Genomic DNA, 19780 nt, shown 5'->3' with positions numbered 1-19780 from the left:
ATTAATCAGAATGATGCATTAATCAGAATGATACATTAATCAGAATGATACATTAATCAGAATGATACATTAATCAGAATGATACATTAATCAGAATGATACATTAATCAGAATGATACATTAATCAGAATGATACATTAATCAGAATGATACATTTATCGAACTCACTTTCTGTGATGTACACATAAATGCCATCAATTATCCCAATTAAGAAATTTTTTTGGAGCTCTTAACCGGTTTGCTTGATAATTTGTGAAAAATAAATATTGCTGCTAAAAATATTATTGGTGGTATTAAGCTTATTAAGGCGGTTGTATAGTCTAATGTTATTGTTTTCATTCGGTTTTCTTTAGTAAATATAAAAAGTAGCTAATAAAGTGAATAAGGACCGTTGGCGTTAAGATTATTGCTTTGCCTATTGTTGCATTTGTTGTCTTTTGTGAAATTGACACATTTTTGATTAATATTAATTGTTGATTATATATTCTGTATTTTTTTGAACCTTAACTTCACTATTTTGTAGGAAAGCAAGCTGTCCATATTCAGAGCTTAATCCAGGAACATGCCGTTTATCTGCGCTTTTTACTTTCAGTCGGCTCCTCTTCTATGTCTATTTGCTCTATTGTATCTTCTTCCTTTTCTATTGGTTCTAGCTTTCTCATTAATTCTTTTTCTTTATTATCATTCTTTACTTTTCTTGCTGGCATTTGTTCACCTCAATAGTTTGATGTCTGCTGAAGTAGTTAATTCCCCCTACCTAAAATCTTCACCTGACGGTTCAGATTTTTGATATTCATTATTTCAGCAGTTTGATCATTTCCCTTCCAAAAGCAAAAAGGTCTCCGGGGTTCCTTGATGATACCAAATTTCCATCCACTACAACCTCATTGTCTTCGTAAAGCGCGCCTGCAGCTATAATGTCATCCCTTATCCCTAGCCAGCAGGTGGCCTTCCTGCCTTTTATAACGCCTGCCGAAACAAGAACCTGGGGACCGTGGCAGATTGCAGCAACGGGTTTGTTTTCTTTGAAAAAATGTTTTACAATCTCAAGGGCATCTTTGTCAAGCCTCATTTTTTCAGGCCCTTTTCCACCGGATATCACAAGGATGTCATAATCTGCAGGGTTTACATCCTTAAAGGCGATATCGGCATCGATCTCATACCCATGCTTTCCTGTAATCAATCCCTTCTTCATAGAAGCGACATGTGTGGTAATACCTTCTTCTTTTAAACGGTGGTAAGGGTAAAAAAGTTCGAGGTCTTCAAAACCATCGGCTCCGAATACAAGTGCTTTCATATGAAATTCCCTCCGGATTTCAATTTGCGGTTTTAGTCTTGTAGTCCAGTTTTTCGATTTAACTTAATTTTTGTTTTTTATTGTAGTTCTGGTTTTATGCTCTTAATGTTGTAATGAAAGATCATTCCATCGGCAAATATACCTTGTCGGGTTCCAAAAATAAAACAGGTGGAATCCGCTTCCTGCCTGGCATTAAAATTTCGAAAGAGCCTGTTCAAGGTCTGCAATTATATCCTCAGGGTCCTCAATTCCCACAGACAGCCTGACAAGACCGTCTTTAATTCCTACCTTATTTCTTATATGCCCGGGAACACAGGCATGGGTCATGGAAGCAGGGTGCTGGATAAGGGTATCAGTTGCCCCGAGGCTGACTGCAAGGGAACAGAGCCTGACGCTGTCCATAAACCTGCGCCCGGCTTCAATTCCGCCCCGGACCTCAAAAGAGAGCATTCCCCCATACCCGCTCATCTGTTTTTTTGCGACTTCGTGCTGGGGGTGGCTTGAAAGCCCGGGATACCTTACCCATACTACTGCGGGGTGGGACTCAAGGAAGCTCGCAACCTTCAGGGCGTTTTCGGCATGTCTTTCCATCCGGATGTGCAGGGTCTTAAGCCCCCTGATGCAGAGCCAGGCCTCATGCGGGCCCATGATCCCGCCTGTATATCCGACAACCTTTCCCAGGCTTTTCATGAAATCCCTGCTTCCTACAACGACCCCGCCGAGCAGGTCTGCGTGCCCACCTATGTATTTTGTACAGCTACTGAGGGAAACGTCCACCCCGAGCAGAAGAGGTTTCTGGAAATACGGCGTGGCGAAGGTGTTGTCTGCGACGCAGATGGCGCCCTGTGCCCTTGCAAACCCGGCAATCTCCCTGATGTCACAGACAGTTATTGTGGGATTGGCAGGCGATTCCAGAAAGACCATTTTAGTTTCCGGCTTAAAGGCTGCCCTCACATTTGCTATATCGGACGTATCAACAAAACTGACATCTATCCCGAACCTGGGCAGGACTTCTGAAAAGAGGCTGTAGGTGCAACCGTACACTACATCCGTTGAGATCAGGTGGTCTCCCTGTTTAAGGGTAGTGAGCACAACTGCAGTTATTGCAGCCATTCCTGAAGCAAAGGTCTGTCCCGCCTCTCCACCCTCAAGCACAGCAACTTTTTCGGCAAGGACCGCATGTGTAGGTGTGTTCGGAGGGATTCTTGCATATACATACCCGGCTTTCTCTCCTGCAAATCTAGCAGCGCCCTGTTCAACATCCTCAAAAATAAAGGTTGAAGTCTGAAAGATAGGAGTCGTATGCGCCCCGAAGACAGGGTCAGGCTTTTCTCCTGCATGCACGCATTTAGTTGCGAACTTAAGTTTTCTTTCCATTTCCCCAAAAACTCCTGTTAAAATTAATATTCGGAATAGTTATCTGTCTTTCCGATAATTATTTGTTTGGAGGGAAAGAATGGAAAAATGTTTAAGGCTTGACCAGACTTAATAAAGAAAACTTGCTTTTATGCGAGTACATCAGAAATCAGAAATTTTAAAAATACAACCGGCTATATATGTGAAGCAAAAAACTTCAATTTTACTGTAATTCAACTTTACTGTAATTTAATAAAAAGTTACGGATGTTGCGCCAAAAGCAACCTAAAACGTTAAAGGAAGACCTTCCGTGATAAAATCCATACTTGATAATGATCTTTACAAGTTCACCATGCAAATGGCTGTACTGGAATTATTTCCCAAAGCAGAAGCAGAATACCGTTTTACCAATCGGGGATCCCAGCGCTTCTCTGAAGAGTTTGTAGACGAATTGAGAAGGGTCATAGACGAAGAAATAACCGGATTAAGGCTGACAGAAGACGAGTATCACTGGCTTGATGAAAACTGCTCTTTTCTTAAACCCATGTATCTTGAATACCTCAAAAATTTTCGTTTCAGACCCAAGGAAGTAAAAGTCTGCCTCACCGGAGAAAAAGAACTGGATATTCGGATAAAAGGGCCCTGGCACAGCACGATTCTGTGGGAGATTGTCCTTATGGCTGTGGTTTCCGAACTCTACTTCACAACTATGGAAAAAGAGTGGAACGGGAACACAAAAAACCCGGGTACATCCGAATCCGTACTTGCAGCCTATGGGGAAAAAATTCTGGAAATCGGAAAAGCTCTTGAGGAAAACGGCTGCCTTTTTGCTGAATTCGGGACCCGCAGGCGGAGAAGCTTTGAACTTCACGACCAGGTGATGAAAACCCTCCTGCCAATAAAAACCCTCACAGGAACCAGTAATGTCTATTTTGCAAAAAAGTACGGCTTAAAGCCTATAGGTACGGTCGGCCACGAATGGGTCATGGGCACTTCTGCTCTTGTAGGGCTCAGGTACGCTAATCGCTTCGCTTTTGAAAACTGGGTGGAAGTCTACAAAGGAGACCTTGGAATTGCCCTTACTGATACATTCGGCTCCGAGGCTTTTTTTAAGGACATGGACCTGAAGCTGTCAAAAATTTACGATGGCTTCAGGCACGACAGCGGAGACCCTTTCACTTTTGTGGACAGAGTAATAGATCATTACAGGAAAATAGGCATTGACCCAATGAAAAAGGTAATAGTCTTCAGCGATGCCCTCAATGCAGAAGCAGCAATCCGGCTCAAAAAATACTGCCAGGGCAAAATCAACTGCAGTTTCGGGATAGGCACAAGTCTTACCAATAATTCGGATTTCTTCCGGGAAAGCCCTCCCCTGAATATGGTAATCAAACTCCACAGTGTAAACGGTATCCCTGTAGTGAAATTAAGCGACTCTCCCGAAAAAGAAACCGGAGAAAGGGACGCCCTGAGGGTTGCAAACTATATCGTAGGAAGAAAAGGGCTGGATGAATGAATTAAATAAGTAAGTAAGTCAGAAAGAAGAAAAGGAAAAGAATCTCCCTTCCGAGAAAGTCTTTCAGGAGGATAGGCTCTGACACTGTTTATTTTTAGGTCAGGGGATATCAGGTGCAGATACAAGCTTTATAACAGCAATGTCTGAACCACTAACTGTATCTGGCCCAGTGGACTTGTATTCCTGCCACCTTATTCACCAGATCTAAATCCTGTAGAGTTTATATGGAAATCGATAAAGAGAGAAGTATCAGCCAGATTTATTCAATCAAAAGAACATCTAAGGAATATAATTATCGGCCAGATATATTCAATCAAAAGAACATCTAAGGTATATAATCAGAGATGAGTTTACGAGAATAGAGAAGTCATTATCATTTGCAAAGAAATGGATGGAAACATTCCGTCCTCAAATTAAAAGTGTAATTAATTGAGGCAGGAACTATAATTCCGATTCTTCTGTAAAGTTATCGTATTCAGACAGTTCATTGGGCACTGCCTCTACAGGCAGGACAAGAATTACAATGACCACCAACAAAAATAAATCATTGGGTGCTTATCTCATGAATCCTCACTGTTAACTTAAAAAAATCAAAATTATATTTATAAATGATTCGTTATATATTGGGTAGAAACATTTGTCTATATTACGTCATTAACTGAATTCGAGAAACAAAAATTGCAGTCTTATTTCAATTCACATGTTACGTGATTGCTCAACTCGGAGTGAAAAGAGAAATAGAGGGCTTGCCCGAAATCAGGAAAAAGAAGGCAGTTTCGGGCAAAGAAAAAAGATTCTGTACAGGTTTTTTATTTAAAAATTCCTAGCATCTTTTGAAGTTTTATCTCCCGTATATTTTTTGTTCAATATACTCCGTATATTCTCTGTTCCATATACTCTGCAAACTTCCCCTGTATAGTATTATTCTGTGAAATATTCTACTTTAACAGCAGAGTTGTTAAGCGTTGTATCCCTCAGCCAGATTGACATTTACGTATACTACAGCTTCATTAGTGTGCCTGTAGGCATAGTCATCCGTAATTTTGGGAAGCTTATCTGCTTCAGCCTGAGAGGTTACTACGGTACCTGCAGGGATGTATCTGCCGTCAGGAATAGTTACACCAATTGCTGCCGATGTCGGTTCAAGCACACAGTTGTTTCCTATATTAGCCTTGAAAACAAAGACCTGCATGCCAATGAATGTGTCATTTCCAACATAAGCAGGGCCGTGGACCTGAGCCTGGTGAGCAAGAGAAACCCTTTCTCCAACATAAACTGCGTATTTTTTGCCGTCAACCTCAACCTGGTTATTTTCCACAGGTTCGCCTTCCTCATCAATCGTCTCAAGAGCATGGAGCACAACCCCATCTTGGATATTAGTCTCGTTCCCTACAAAAATCGGCATTCCTTCATCGCTCCTGACCGAAGCCATTGGGGAAACCATTACATTTGCGCCTATTGTTACATAACCTATTACTGATGCCTGAGGGTGAATATAGGCAGTTGGATCAATAACCGGTTCGGTTGGTTCGAGATTCCAGGGAGTCACAGGGTTTGCCCGGATGTTCGAAGTCTCGCTCTCAATCACTGCGTCCACACTTTCTCCGTCTTCTGCTCCCTCACCCTGCGAGACACACCCGCTTCCAGCAAGAGTCAGGGATAGGGATAGGAGAAGTACCATAAAGATCCTGTTTAGTTTCATAAAAATCCTCCAATAACAGTGTGAAGATTAGAAATTATTTAGGCATTTCTATTTTTATTTAAAAAATGTTAAAAAAATAAAAGTAAAAATATTTAGATAATAAAAAGGGTGGTGCAAACTTATCCAATATAATTTATCAGTAAACCCGATTTTTCCAGAACTTCATCAAATCCAAAAAGCCTTATATTTAAAAGATATAGAGAATGTCATGGAGGCTGTACTTCAAGTTCCCTGGAAATTCATATTTTCCGACCTGCCTGTATTTTCGGTGCTTGCAGCCTGGAATTTGCTTGTCCTCTTTATTCTCTCAAAAAAGATGTACGAATTTGCTATAAAAAAAGGAAGGTCGATAAATTCTTCAATATACTTCTCCAGAAAAGCCATCCATTTTTTAGCAGGAGGGCTGACGGCAATGCTGCTTCCCTTTGTTGCTCACGAACCTATCCTGCCAGCTGCTATGGCTTTTGGACTTGCTCTTGCGACGTATGTGCCGCATAAACTTAACAGACGGATGTACTGGTTCCAGGACCCGGAAAATATTTATGACGTGGATTTCACGTTGAGCTGGGGATTGATTGTGTTTTTTACCTGGTATATTGACAGGACTTTCTGGCTTGGAGTGATTCCAGTGCTTTTCATGGCATATGGGGATGGAATTACTGGGATAATAAGGAACCTGAAATATAATAAAAGGACAAAAGCCTGGGAAGGAACAGCAGGTATGCTCGTGGTATGCATAATTATCGGCGCAAAAATGGGAATAGCAGGAATCTTTGCAGGAATAGTATGCTCATTCGTGGAAAGAATAGAAAATATAGATGACAATATCACAGTGCCTGCAGTTAGCTTATTTATTCTACTCGGAGCTTACTATTATTTTCCTTCGTTTACAAATTCTCTATATTGATGATTTCAATTCTTTACTTCTTTACTGACAGCCTTTCCCGGAGTTATCTTTCTGTTTTTGAAAACCAGATTTGAAAGCCTGTATAGTATATATAGATTTTAATTAATCAGAATCAACAATCTAAAGGTTCATATATCTTTGAATGTAATATATTAAAAAACAGAGTATGTTAGGGGATAATCTACATAAAAATTAAAAAAGGAATTTTTAGATTTTCATGCTCTAAATTAAATGTTCACATACATAAAACTGCAACTCACTGAAGCATTAACTATATAATAATAACATTGAACAAATAATTATTTTTTTAAAGGCTTACAATATATAAATTTTAAAAATCGACTGACATTTTTTAAGATTTATGCTAAGTCTTTACACTTATTGGGATGGAAAGAAATGGATGAGAATAAAAAGAATTTGATAAAGAAGGTAGAACGCTCTGTTTTCGCGGGGAACAGGGCAGCTGCCGCAAAAGAGCTTGGGGAAACCGGAGATCCTGACATCGTCCCCATTCTGATAAAAGCACTTAAAGACTCCAGTTCGAAGGTAAAAACTGCTGCTGCAGAAGCTCTGGGAACAATTAATGATCCTGCGGCGGTACAGGATCTGGTAAAAATGCTTGATGACCCTGAAAGTCCTGTCAAAAAGACTGCAATAATTGCTCTAGGAAAAATAGGCACATCAGAGGCAGTTTCCGGAATTGTTCAGGGGTTCAGTGATGAGGACAAGTTCGTACAGAAAGAATCTGTAAAAGCGCTGATGACAATTGGATCTCCAGAAGCTGTTTCAGGGCTTACGAAAACTTTTGGTTGTTCAGATATTCCCCTTAAAAAAATCGCAATAATGGCCCTTGGAAAAATAAATACTTATGAAGCAGCCTGCGGGCTTATAAAAGCTCTTGAAGACCCGGATAACATGATAAGGCAGCAAGCTGTAGAAACCCTTGGGAAAAGAGGCAACCCGGATGTCCTTACAAATCTGATGGGAATGCTGACGGATTCAAGGCAGCCAGTACGGGAGGCGGCATCAGAAGCCCTCTGCAAAATAATAGGTGCATCGGGATCAGTACCTGTTCTTGTAAAAGCGCTGGACGCTTCTGACAGAAAAGTAAGGAAGGCTTCAATAGAAGCTCTCTGGAAAGTGGGCACACCTGAAGTTGTTCCCTCCCTTTTGAAGGAGCTTGATGATGCAGATTGGTATTTGAGAAGTAGGGCTGCGGATGCACTTGCTGAGATTGTTTACCCTGAAACCGCCCTGGGTCTTGTTAAAGCCCTTGATATCCATGATAGTCCTGTAAGGAAAATGATAGTAAACTCACTTGGGAAAATCGGAACGATTGAAGCTGTTGAAGGGCTGGTTAAAGCCCTTGATGACCCTGACAGTTCTGTTCGAGAGGCTGCAGCTTTAGGACTTGGTAGGGCAGGCAAAAAAGAAGCTATTCCAGGGCTTTTGAAAGCTCTCCATGATCCAAAAAATACTGTGCAAGAAGCTGCTGCCTCATCACTTGGAGACCTGAAGGCAAAGGAAGCTGTTCATGAACTGCTGAAAGTCCTAGAGGATCCTGAGGCTTTGATACATAAAGCTGTAATCTCTGCACTTGAAAAAATAGGTACTCCCGAGGCAGTTTCAGGCCTTGCAAGAGCACTTGAAAATCCTGACTTTTCCGTAAGAAAAGCTGCATCAAGGGCTCTTGAAAAAGTTGAAAAATCAGGCAGTACCCTGGAAAAGGTAAAAACCCTCGGAACTTCAAGCTTCAAGGTTTCAGAATAAGGCACCTGAACAGTTATTCTGTCCCGGAGTTACGTAGAATTTGTGAAGGGGGTTAGTTTATCCCCAATAGGTCCTTTTTGTTCTATTTTTGCTCTATTTTTTGTAAATATTCAACCTGGGAAAAACAACATCAATAGCCATCTGTATTAAGATTCAATAAGCAAATTTCTGGGAATTGATTTTAATTTGATTGTTGACTATTGATTGCGTTTTTTCAATAACCATTGGTTAGTAATCAGACATATCGGTTTCATCAAAATCGATATCATTCAACTGATTTTGGCAGGCTGAATAGTTACTATTTTTTCAATTTTTGCTCCTGAAGCTTTAAAATAATCTAAACTTCAGGCCGCCTTCCGTATTAGCTGAAAAGAATCAGCTGAAAAGAGACTTAAGGCTGTTAATAAGCTTTTCAAAGAAACCGGATTCAGAAGATAGAGCGTTATCGTTGCCTTCTTCCATACCTGCTTTTTCCTGCTCATTAGATGCCCTGTCAGGCATTCTCTGTTTATCCATACTTGCATTTTCACTCATTACATTAGCTCTCTCTGGCATCCCGGAGCGTCCTTCGGACATGTTACCAGCGCCCCGGGGAGGGACATTACTTCCATTCTGAGCCTGTTCAGAGTCTGGACCCATTCCAAATCCGGAAATGTTCTTTAATTCTTCAGGAACCGCTTCAAGCAGAGTATCAAGCTCTTCTCTAACCATCTGGAGGTCAGATGTCGTTTCGGCATTGGAAATTTCTTCCTTGATCGATGTAAGCCCACTTATCAGTTCTTCGACCAATTCAAGGGTATCGGCATCAAGGTCTTCTGTAGAGTTCTCAAGTGCTTCTATCATTCTATCGACTGATTCAATCATTCGGCTCTGCATAACGTCAAAATCTTCTTCCGGGAATGAAGGCTGTGTAATTTCCTCCACAGCAAGTGCACAACTGGGAACTATGCTAAACATTATCAGTAAAACCGAAAAAATGGAAATGTTTTTCGGGTTAAAGATTTTTATCAAATCAAAAAGTTTCATGAATATAACCTCTTATGAATTTTTCATTCGGATAATACCCTGAAAGATAAAATTTTGGAATATTTTGGAATATAAAATTTTAGAATATGTAATTTTGGAATATGTAATCTGAAAAAACAAAGAAAATAAAATCAATCCGGTTATCCAGAAGGCAATCGATACCAGAAAAAGAATGGGGAGAGGTGTATCATGCTCTATTTATCCATTCCCTTTATATTGGTTTCTGGTATCATATTTGGTGTAGTTTTGAGGGACTTCCTTCAGGAAGTCTTTTCAATTTTTATTCAGGATTGATTGCCCCTGGTATGGATTTTAGTGGATTGATCTTCTAACATAAATTTTCAGTATTGGTTTCTCACCCTAGATCTTTAAAGGGGGTATTTTTTTGATGATCTCAGAGGATCAGGCCTCGGTGCCGTTATCCATGCTGTTATCCTGCATGCTGCCATGGCGTCCTGGCATGTTTCCACGACCGTCTTTCTGCATTGGACCTTTTTTATCTTTCATTTCAGAGGACATAATTTCTTTGAGCTCATCAAGGGATTCAGCACCCTCGACGTCTGCAATCAGGGCAGTGATTTCCGTAATCCTGTCCTCTAACCGTTCATCATTTGTGTTTCCATCCTCTGTAACCCTGGCGTTAAGAGACTCAATTTCCTTTTCAAAGGACTCTATTGCCTGTGTCTGCAGATGAGCAAATACAATTTCTTTCAGTTCTGCAGCCGTAGGAGCCCCGCTTATTTCAGCATATAGGTTTTGAATCTCAGTGATTTTCTCTTCAAGCTCTTCAGCCCTGTCTTCATCCCCTGCTTCTGTGAGCTTGGTCTGTATTTCTTCAAGCTTTTCGGTCATGTTTTGCAGGGAATCAAGCATTTCAGTCTGAACATCAGCAAAGTTTTTATCAGTTAAGTTCTCGATTTCAAAGAAGCGAGGTCCGTACACTTCAAAGGGAGATCCACTCTTTTCTCCAGGACCTGCCCTTTCAGCATTTGCCTGCCTTTCTGCGATCAAAACTGCCTGCAGATCCTCTGCAGTTGCAGCCTCACTTACGTTGCTGTACATGCTTTGAAGTTCAGCAATCCTTTCAGTAATTGAATTAAGCATTTCAGCCTGAACATCGTCGAAATTTTCTTCGGTTATATTTTCAGCAGGACCGAGCCCCATACCACGCGTTTCATCGGGCCCTGCACCCCCATGCCTCATACCCCCTGGCATCATCTTTCCAAATCCATTTTCATTTGTTGCACTTTTTTGATTTGTATTGGCCCCGTTTTCTAAAGCAAAAGCACCATAAGGGATAATGCTTAAGACCATCAGCACCACCGCAAAACTGGCAACTGATTTTACTACTTGTTTCTTCATAGTATACCTCTGTCAATTACTCTTTTAATTTACGTTGTTCTGTTTACTTTGTTCTGTTTACTTTGTTCTGTTTAATTCAAGCCAGTCGGCTTTTCACCGGTTGACATTCTATAAAAGAACTGGCTTAAATATAAGCTTACTTTCAGAAATAGAGATAAATAATGGATTAAATTTTGAAAAAAAGCTTTTATAAATCTTAATTAGTAAAATTAAGCTTAAATAAACAACATGAAGCTTATTAAAACCCTAAAATTCCATATATTTAAATTGGGGAAATGTATGTAATAATTAGCTACCTGAACAGTTAGAGATAACATGGCTAACCATAATATAGTTATGACCAATAATAATATAAGTATATATAATTTTGACCAATAATAATACAAGTATATACAATTTTGACCAATTATAATATAAGTATATATAATATTGACCAATCATAATACAATAACGACCAATAATAGCACAATAACGACCAATCATAGCACAATAACGACCAATCATAACACAATTATGACTAATAATAATATAATAATAACCAATTATAATATAATTACGACTAATTATAACATAATAACGACCAATCATTATATAGTCCTGGCTAATCATGACATAGTGATTTTTGGGTGCAGCGGTACGGGCGATCTGCCCACTAAATCAGGCATGAAATCTGCCCAACGCTACTGAAAAATATAAAACTTTACAAGCTACCCGTTTTTTTCCAGAGATTACGCCTCCTTTCCCAAAGCCTACACCTCTTTTTCCAAAGATTTTCACTTGCCCTGGATTTGTGTAATGAAAACGAAAATAAAAAAGGCATCATTAAATGATACTTAGTTTCATTTGCCAGATAGAGAAATTAAGAGGTAAGACTGAAAGAGAGAAAGAAAGAAAAACCAGGGGAGAAATCAGAAAAAATAATGAGTTTTTAAGTGGCAAAAAAGAAGAGTTCATCAGATTAGCAGGATCAGGTATAGATTTTTATTCATTACCTGTTTACACGACTGTTTACACGATATCGTTTCTCTGAGGTTATTTTGAGGGATTTGTAATAATATGACCCAGGAATCAGGATGCACCTCTCAAATGTAAGGGCAGCTTATAAATAAAGTATAATATTGTTCAAAAACTTTCAGGAAACCTTACCTCTCAAAATGCTATATTTAAGGATTATAAAGCATTAAATGTAAAAATAAGCCCTCTTAAAGGGTAATTATTAAACCCAATAATTTAATAGAACCGGAAAAGTAAGTATACTTTTATCTTTAAATTCAGATACAGAACATGATCAGGAATATGCCGAATGATACACAATCCAACCAACTACAGAAGAAATATCCTCACAGAATAAATCCTCACATACGCTTTCATACCGTACCATCTCGTACTATGCAATTATGAAAGGTTCGGCTGAAGCAAATAATCGAGACCATATGTGCAAGACCTATATACCTGCTAAATAACGGCTTCGGCTATTCCTGACAGCTCATAAACGTTTTAAAGAAACTATTATAGAAGTCTCATAAACGTTTTAAAGAAACAATTATAGAAGTCTTATAAACGTTTTAAAGAAACTATTATAGAAGTTATAAAAATAATCATGTTATTCAGACCAAATTATTTAGAAACAACCGGAGACAAAAAATGCCTGAAAACCCGGAGGAAAAATTGTTGATCCTGCAGCATTCCGAAGATTCCAGGAAAATTGCCCGGCTTCTCTCTAATGAGACTTCGATCAGGATCCTCAAGCTGCTTGACAGGAGATCTATGTCTGCAGCAGATATCGCAGATGAACTTGAAATGCGCCTGAATACCCTCAAATACAACCTGGATTCTCTTCTTGAAGCCAGGTTGATAAGGGTAAGGCAGGTAAAATGGAGCAGGAAAGGAAGAGAAATAAAGATTTATGAGGCAGTAGAGCAGGTAATTATCCTTCTGCCTGGAAAAAACATTCCGGATATGTCCCTCATTTTAACGATGCTCCGGCAGCTCAGTCTGAAAAGTCCGGAATGATCAGATGTTTCGGCTGTTTCGGAGTTTTTGGGGGTTTGTTGTGAGCCCGGGTTATGAAAATGCCACAGGCATGCTTTCGAGGCAAATTTACGGAGCTAAAGCAAATATTAAAATATAATAACATAAATAAAATATAGAGTCCAGTGATGTTTACCGGAAGGTTTAGACCAGCATGAAAATAAAATTTTTAACCTTGATTCTTATACTTATAGGAGTTATTATAATTTCAGGGTGTGTTGATTCACAGGCACAGCCTTCTACTTATAAGGCTCCTGGAGATATTTACAGTAGCATTTTTGATCCCCATGGATTGCCGGGTCATGAAATCCCCGATATGCATATATATCCTCGTGATCCACCTTCGGATATGCCTCCTGAGGGTCGGAGATCAGCTCATTCCCTACAAAACGCAAAATTCCTGCTAGATGAGAACCTAGAAAAGGCAGAGTTTATATCTTCTAGGCTTGATCCCGGGGTTCAGTACCTCAAAGAGCAGGGAAAGGACGTGAGCAGGCTTGAATCCCTGCTTGAAGAATACCGCTGCCTTGTAGAAGAGGCAAAGAATTACCGAGCCCTTGCAGCATCTTCATCAGGAGAAGAAGACAGCAGCTCTGGAGTGAATAAAGATTCAGAAGACGGCATACCAGTGGGAAGCTCAGAAAAGGAGTATCTAATCCAGTCACAGAAAAGCATGATTAGAGCCAACCTAGTCCTTAAAGACATATTTGACGAATTCAAGCGCCTGATGCCCGGAAGTGGAGAATTAAAGGAATTGGACCGGCTCAGTGCAGAAGGAGATGGGAGGGTTACCCTGATAGGCCGTTTTGACCTCAATCTGCACCTGCAGGAAGGTGAAATGGCAATAATGGAGCTTTCCCCTGATTCTACAATCCAAATCGAAGGAGATTACACACTTGAAATTAGAGATGAGCGACAGGAAAATGTGCTCATCTACCATATACAGTCTGCGGATGTGGAAATTTCCGGTTCCCGCAAAATGCTATTGCTCAGTGGCGAAAATATCACTGTTGAGGCAGATGGAGAAGGATACGCAGCATTCTTTGGAAACGGGACATACAGCATAGAAGACGCCGATGGAATAACAAAAGAAGAACAATGGGCTGTGAACTCATTTTTTGAAGAAAAAATGAGCCCAGAAAGACCAGGACGTATGGAGAATCGGACTGCTGCGGTGGGTACACATGGTCCGGAAGCCGGGATGGATAGGAAAAACTTTATTGAAAAAAATCCACTTTATTAAAGAGAATCTATAAAGTTATGAAAAAGATATAAGTATAAAGTCCGAAAAGATAAGAGAATCCAAACCGTAATCCGGGTTTCCTGATCAAAATGAATCTGAACGTTATCACTATCTGCGTTGCTGCCGCAGTGCTTTTTGCAGGACCTGCCTCGGCAGACAGCACAGCTACAATCCACGGAGAGGTGTACGGCTGGGACACTTTCGAACCCCTGGAAAATTCTGTTGTTGAAGTAAATTCCACTCCCGTTCAGTCCATGGTGGCTAAATACGGCCTGTACTCTTTTGAACTGGAGCCTGGAAACTACCTTATTAAAGCCAGTTATTATCAAAATAGTACTCTGATCTATTCAGCCGAAAAGACAGTTAAAATTATAGGAGAAGGAAGCTATGTGTTTGATCTCCTGCTCCTCCCTGTTTATTCCGAAGAACTGATGGACAGTTCTGAAGAAATGGTGATTTCCGAAAACCCGGTAGATAAGGAAATTAACAACCCGGATGCCGATAACGCTAGAGTTGGTAATGTAAGTATCACTGAACCCGGTGAAATAAACGGGTCTACCTCTTCAACCGGATATTATCTGTTTGCAGCCCTTTTAATTTCTCTTCTTTTAGCTGGCGGTTACACGTTCCAGAAACATAGAAGCATAGAGAATAATAAAACAGAAAACTATAAACTGGAAAAAAGTAAACTGGAAAAAAGTAAACTGGAAAAAAGTAAACTGGAAAAAAACAGGTTTTCGGAAGAAAAAGCAGAACATAAAACAGAAAAACTCTCTGTGCCTGTAAGCACACCCGGCTTTTCAGCAAAAGTGCCTGATGAAAGAATTGAGCCGAAAACTGAACAGGAACTCCCTGGAGAACCCATAGAAAACCAACTCTCAAGGGAGTCAGATTTTGAAGTATGGGAAAAGGAAGAAAAGGCCGAAATCAAAGAAAGGCATCTCATACCTGAAATAGAATCTGCAACCCTTAAACAGGAAACCGAAGAAGACAAAGAAACGTCTCCTGAAGAACCAGCACGGGCGCCTGAACCCAAACCAGAACCCCCTGTTCTCAAAAAGAACTACCCTCTTCCGGCAGATCTCCAAGAAATCATGGATATAATCCGGGGCCAGGGAGGTCGGATTACCCAGAAAGACCTCCGCAGCAAACTGAAATATTCCGAAGGAAAAGTCAGCCTTATGCTTGCAGACCTGGAAAGAAGAGAGCTGATAGAAAAGTTCAAGCGGGGACGTGGGAATGTTGTGATCCTTCGGGATGAGAGAAGGTAAAGTTCCCTGGGTCTCACATTCCTTACTGTTTTTATCATATCTATATAAACCCACCTTCTTTGCAAACGTTTTTCAATTAATGGAACATACAAAAGGAGTGAGCTACTTCAAGGAACACCCTCTTTACAGTTCCAATGATAGCTTTCTCTTCATCAGAAACAATCTATAATATTTTACCTTCAGGAAATCGGTTTTTTATTCGTATGAAAAGAGGAATAAGAGCTTCAACTGATGGTAATCGGTCAGTTACCTCAAAATCCAAAATGGCTTTTTCTTTCATGGCGATAACTTGCAGAACCAAAAATGCCAATAATCTGATCATGAAAAGATTTCTTACAAACAGGACAAAACCAGTATGTAACATTGCGAGCTATAGTACCGTGACTTGATAAAATAAAACGAATGTAGTGAGAGTACACATATAACTTATTGCCACAATCACCAAAATGAATAGGAGATAATGCGGAGAACATAGTATAGTATCGATTTCCAACCAAAACTTTTGGCAAAGGAATCATTATTTTACCGTCAAATACCGTTTTATCATTGACTTATCTATTGCGACGTTTCCTTTTCCCATAAATCGAGATTTATTTCGATATAATTAAAATTTTATTGTTTTGCATAAAAAAGGGCGAAAATATGAAGACCAGAAAATAATAAAAAGTCTCAAGATAAAATAATAAAAAGTCTCAGGATGTGTTGGAGATTAGATCAAAGTGGTGTGAACTCGATGAGCTATAAGATCTAATCTCCAGCAGAGTTAAAAAAGTCATACCTTATCCTGTTTTAATTTAGACCGGAATTTCTTTTGTCATGATGTAAGCAATCATTTCAGGGTTCAGCTTGCTCTCCTTTGCAACCTTTTCTTCGATTCTCTCAGCAGGTGTACCTTCTATCTTCAGTTCTTTGATCTTCTCAATCACTGAGGATGGAATACCATAATATTCGTTTATATCCTTCCTGTGGCCCCAGACATCTCCTTCGATAAGCTGGATTCTCTGCATCTCAAGGAACATTTCTATGGACTTTGAGACCGTGCGCCTGTAAGATTTAGGCAGTTGAATAACTTCAATTTTCGGGCAGGTTTCAACCAATCCAAAAATGTCCTTGTTAGAAGGTCTGAAGGCCAGGTGAACAACACGCTCATTCGGATAAAGTGTAAAGATTTCTTCTCTGGAACTGACTACTCTGATTCTCATGTGTTTCTCCTCACTGTTAAGTTATTTCTTAATTTAAACCGGTTTTAGTCTTTACTGCTTTAGATTAATAATTGCTTTAGTTTTTACTGCTTTAGATTAATAATTGCTTTAGTTTTTAACTGCTTTAGATTAATAATTGCTTTAAGTTAAAGGAAAATGTAAAAAATTATACTGTTTACGATGAATCAGAATAGCTTATGCAAACATGAACGAGGAAATTTTTTCTCTCTCTTAATCTTCTCCTGAGATGCTAAAAGGCATTTAAGTGTGCAGTAGATTGCCTTTTCCTCAACCGTTTTCAGAACTACAAATTCACTCCCACAAATTGGGCATGTTTTACTTACGTACTCCATAGATATCACTCACTTGTTTTTCAATTAATTTTGGCTATATTCACATAAGATTCAGGTAACTGGATCGCCTCAGTTTTCGGACATGTTTCAATCAATCCAAAGATGTCCTTGTTTGAAGGTCTGAATGCCAGGTGAACAATACACTCATTAGGATTTTATGTAAAGATTTCTTCTCTTGAACTAACTATTCTAATTTTCAGATTCCCCTCTCCAGATATTTTTTGAATTATATGTTGATATAAATCACACATACAGGTTCTAAATAATTAGCTTATTGACTAAAATTAATTTGATTGCATTTTGGAGACATTTTTTAGATCAGGTTTTATCAATAGATCTAGAAGAGCGAAAAAAGGAATAATAGCTGTTATTATAAGCTGATTTTCTATTTTTGCTTCACTACTACTATATTTCATATTATATTTTTTTCTAAAAACTGATTAAATTATTGATAATATAAACTAGTTTAATATAATTAAATTAAATTAAATTAAATAGAGCTTTGTCATGAAGCATATTTATGTACAAGAAACAATTATAAATAACAAATAGGACTTACACCCTTGAACTGAGAAACCAATAGCATGTAACATCAAACAGCGTCGCGATGAATCAGTTCGTGCTTTGTTTTGTTCAAGAGCGTAAATCCTATCAGGAAATCAATTTATTTTACAGCCATAATTAGGTGTACTTTAATAGTCAACTTTAGAACTGGCAATTTTTCCATTCATTGTACTTTATTTTCCAATTCTCGTGGTTAGCTTCCCAGATATTATATTTGATTAACCATTTTTTATAATTATTTAACCAGCTTTTGTAATCGCTTCCTTTTTTATCTTTCTTTTCCCACTGTTTCTTCTCTTTGTCCCAGTTTTTCTTCTGTATTTCCCAACTAGTCTTTTCTTTATCCCATTTTGCCTTTTCTTCATTCCATTTTTTAGCATCATTTGACTGTGCGCTTGCCGACGCAGCTGTCAATGAAATTACAAAAAAGACCAGCGTAAAAATACACATGAGCTTTTTTGTTCGATCAAATATTTGTTTATTCATAGGTCCTACTCCTAATTCTTGTCAATTTAATACAATTTTATTGAGAGGATTTATTCTACACAGGACTTGTTCACGTGAGGTTCAAAATAAAGCACAAACAAATCTTACTTTTATTTAGACTGCTTAAAGAATGCTTCAGTTTTCTCAGTTCAACGTATAAGTCCTGCTGCATTCAAATAATCTTATCAACCGTCATTGGCTGACATCCCTGTAATGAATTTTGTTAAAAATAAAGTTACTTACCAAAATAAAGGGTTTAAGGACATTTAATTTATAAAAAAAGATTTATAAGACGTCTAAATATGGATACAACCTTAAATAATGTAATTAATACTTATCAAGCCCTTTAAATGGGCTTTTCGTTATTTTGTGTAGGTTGAAAATAAATACCTGGGAATAATAAAAATATAACTTCAAAATCTCAGTTTTGGGAATTGATCTATAGTTCCAGTTCTCCCAATAATCATTCCTAAACATTATTTTCAGTCGAATACCCCTCTAGCTTGCTGCGGGGATGGATAACTTCCCCGGTAACCGTTAATGATAATATGATTTATCAATCCCATTTTTTTTGGTTGTTAACTTCTACTCAAACTAAATTGTTTAGGGTTACTGTCTCCTTTAACAGAATTTGGAGCGGTGGTGCGAAAATACCCCGTTGCTTGCAGCGGGGTGCGCCAGCGCAACTTTGATTGCAAAAATGGTTCATGGGTTTAAGCTCTTCTCTTGGTAAGTATCCAGGAGGAATTTCACCCCCATGCCCTCTCAGAACCGGATTTGAGCCTCTCACCTCATCCAGCCCCATTATCCAGCCTTAAGAACTTGTTTTGTCCATTGGTTCTTCCCTTGGCCAAGGTTGACCGCAGGTTAAAACTAGATAACACAATCCCTTCGCTCCATGCCCATGAAACTAATACAATATCTGAACTCCAGGGCTCATTCCATCGAAAACAGCTCTCAGGAAAGGTTGGCGTACGATTTGGAATAATCCTGACAAATAATAACCCTTTATAGGGAGTATAATTACATATTAAAGGATGTTTAAAGAATAAATTAACCAAAAAATCCATATAAAAGCTTCATTGATAAATTCATTTCTTATATTTCCTTTTTTCAGTTAAGTATGCTTTTATTATTAAATGCCCTTGATGGAGTTGACTGCCTTAAATCCCTCCTGAGCAGTCAGCTGATAAAGCACCGGTATGAAAGGTGCTTCAGTCAGATTGGGAGTAAACGGGAACTAACACCTGAAAAAGGTACCTCGCAATCAGAAAATTAGAGACCTCCACAACACCCGGGTGTTACCGTTTAAGAATTGAAGAAAAAGCAACAAAAACCCTACACCCCAGAAGATGAGGCACTATGTGAGGCATTATGCATTTCGCCGGTGCCTCATTAACTTATGAAATCTCATAAAACCACATCAGGTCTGATTGGGACACATTATAAGATCCAGCCGGATCACAAAAAATTAAATCACAAAAAATTATCATAATTATATTATTATAAAATTAAATAAGCGATGCTCAAGCAAGTCATGAAAATCATGAGCTACTATCAACCTGATGCTCTGTCTATGAACATCAAACATGATCACGAAAAAAGTAGTGAAAAAGATAGAAATCGGATGAATAAAAAGAAGATCAAAATCAAGTTACTCAAATTCAAGCTACCCTGAAAAGATTCAGCTCAGC

15 protein-coding genes and 2 pseudogenes are annotated in these 19780 nt (G+C 38.8%); 8 read left to right on the top strand and 9 right to left on the bottom strand.

Annotation, left to right across the window (positions count from 1 at the left end; translation table 11 throughout):
* Nucleotides 1-569: 569 nt before the first annotated feature.
* The 3 genes from MSWH1_RS18860 to MSWH1_RS05875 all read right to left on the bottom strand — a co-directional run bounded on the left by MSWH1_RS18860 (nucleotide 570) and on the right by MSWH1_RS05875 (nucleotide 2674).
* A complete protein-coding gene (locus MSWH1_RS18860; RefSeq protein WP_156148083.1) occupies nucleotides 570-707 on the bottom strand; it encodes a hypothetical protein in 138 nt (45 codons plus the stop codon).
* 89 nt (nucleotides 708-796) lie between these two features.
* Entirely contained in the window at nucleotides 797-1297 is a 501-nt protein-coding gene (locus MSWH1_RS05880; protein ID WP_048126912.1) for a type 1 glutamine amidotransferase domain-containing protein, read from the bottom strand.
* Nucleotides 1298-1489: 192 nt separating this feature from the next.
* Nucleotides 1490-2674 carry a PLP-dependent aspartate aminotransferase family protein gene (locus MSWH1_RS05875; protein WP_048126910.1) on the bottom strand — a complete coding sequence of 395 codons (1185 nt, stop codon included), beginning with the start codon at nucleotides 2672-2674 and terminating at the stop codon, nucleotides 1490-1492.
* A 289-nt stretch (nucleotides 2675-2963) separates the two neighbouring features.
* Between MSWH1_RS05875 and pncB the strand changes: the two genes are divergently transcribed.
* A complete protein-coding gene (gene pncB / locus MSWH1_RS05870; protein WP_052722611.1) occupies nucleotides 2964-4169 on the top strand; it encodes a nicotinate phosphoribosyltransferase in 1206 nt (401 codons plus the stop codon).
* Between the two features lie 174 nt (nucleotides 4170-4343).
* Nucleotides 4344-4602 (top strand): annotated as a pseudogene (locus MSWH1_RS17970) (transposase); the annotation flags it as partial.
* 525 nt (nucleotides 4603-5127) lie between these two features.
* Here MSWH1_RS17970 and MSWH1_RS05865 read toward each other — a convergent pair.
* Nucleotides 5128-5871 carry a carbonic anhydrase gene (locus tag MSWH1_RS05865; RefSeq protein WP_048126908.1) on the bottom strand — a complete coding sequence of 248 codons (744 nt, stop codon included), beginning with the start codon at nucleotides 5869-5871 and terminating at the stop codon, nucleotides 5128-5130.
* 208 nt (nucleotides 5872-6079) lie between these two features.
* On the opposite strand from MSWH1_RS05865, the gene MSWH1_RS05860 reads away from it, so the two are divergent.
* Nucleotides 6080-6778 carry a hypothetical protein gene (locus tag MSWH1_RS05860; protein ID WP_048126906.1) on the top strand — a complete coding sequence of 233 codons (699 nt, stop codon included), beginning with the start codon at nucleotides 6080-6082 and terminating at the stop codon, nucleotides 6776-6778.
* Nucleotides 6779-7174: 396 nt separating this feature from the next.
* Nucleotides 7175-8548 (top strand): HEAT repeat domain-containing protein, encoded by a 1374-nt coding sequence (locus MSWH1_RS05855; protein ID WP_048126904.1) that lies wholly within the window; start codon nucleotides 7175-7177, stop codon nucleotides 8546-8548.
* A 375-nt stretch (nucleotides 8549-8923) separates the two neighbouring features.
* Here MSWH1_RS05855 and MSWH1_RS05850 read toward each other — a convergent pair whose 3' ends face one another.
* Entirely contained in the window at nucleotides 8924-9574 is a 651-nt protein-coding gene (locus MSWH1_RS05850) for a hypothetical protein (protein ID WP_048126902.1), read from the bottom strand.
* 402 nt (nucleotides 9575-9976) lie between these two features.
* A complete protein-coding gene (locus tag MSWH1_RS05845) occupies nucleotides 9977-10936 on the bottom strand; it encodes a hypothetical protein (protein ID WP_048126901.1) in 960 nt (319 codons plus the stop codon).
* A gap of 826 nt (nucleotides 10937-11762) precedes the next feature.
* Between MSWH1_RS05845 and MSWH1_RS05840 the strand changes: the two genes are divergently transcribed.
* The 4 genes from MSWH1_RS05840 to MSWH1_RS05825 all read left to right on the top strand — a co-directional run bounded on the left by MSWH1_RS05840 (nucleotide 11763) and on the right by MSWH1_RS05825 (nucleotide 15481).
* A complete protein-coding gene (locus MSWH1_RS05840) occupies nucleotides 11763-11966 on the top strand; it encodes a hypothetical protein (protein WP_048126899.1) in 204 nt (67 codons plus the stop codon).
* A gap of 614 nt (nucleotides 11967-12580) precedes the next feature.
* On the top strand, nucleotides 12581-12949 hold the full coding sequence (locus MSWH1_RS05835; protein ID WP_048126897.1) for a transcriptional regulator: 369 nt from the start codon (nucleotides 12581-12583) through the stop codon (nucleotides 12947-12949).
* Nucleotides 12950-13121: 172 nt separating this feature from the next.
* Nucleotides 13122-14210: a hypothetical protein gene (locus tag MSWH1_RS05830; protein ID WP_048126895.1), complete on the top strand. Its 1089-nt coding sequence runs from the start codon at nucleotides 13122-13124 to the stop codon at nucleotides 14208-14210.
* Between the two features lie 89 nt (nucleotides 14211-14299).
* Nucleotides 14300-15481 carry a MarR family transcriptional regulator gene (locus MSWH1_RS05825; RefSeq protein WP_048126894.1) on the top strand — a complete coding sequence of 394 codons (1182 nt, stop codon included), beginning with the start codon at nucleotides 14300-14302 and terminating at the stop codon, nucleotides 15479-15481.
* A 794-nt stretch (nucleotides 15482-16275) separates the two neighbouring features.
* Here MSWH1_RS05825 and MSWH1_RS05820 read toward each other — a convergent pair.
* The 3 genes and pseudogenes from MSWH1_RS05820 to MSWH1_RS05815 form a co-directional block, all read right to left on the bottom strand.
* The gene (locus tag MSWH1_RS05820; RefSeq protein WP_048126891.1) at nucleotides 16276-16683 is read right to left on the bottom strand and encodes a DUF1699 family protein; all 408 of its coding nucleotides are present in this window, start codon (nucleotides 16681-16683) and stop codon (nucleotides 16276-16278) included.
* Between the two features lie 397 nt (nucleotides 16684-17080).
* Nucleotides 17081-17236, bottom strand: a pseudogene (locus MSWH1_RS17960) (DUF1699 family protein); the annotation flags it as partial.
* A 505-nt stretch (nucleotides 17237-17741) separates the two neighbouring features.
* Entirely contained in the window at nucleotides 17742-18086 is a 345-nt protein-coding gene (locus MSWH1_RS05815; RefSeq protein ID WP_048126889.1) for a hypothetical protein, read from the bottom strand.
* Between the last annotated feature and the right edge of the window lie 1694 nt (nucleotides 18087-19780).

Source organism: Methanosarcina sp. WH1, assembly GCF_000970005.1.
GTDB lineage: Archaea > Halobacteriota > Methanosarcinia > Methanosarcinales > Methanosarcinaceae > Methanosarcina.
This window is presented reverse-complemented; position numbering and strand designations above follow the sequence as displayed.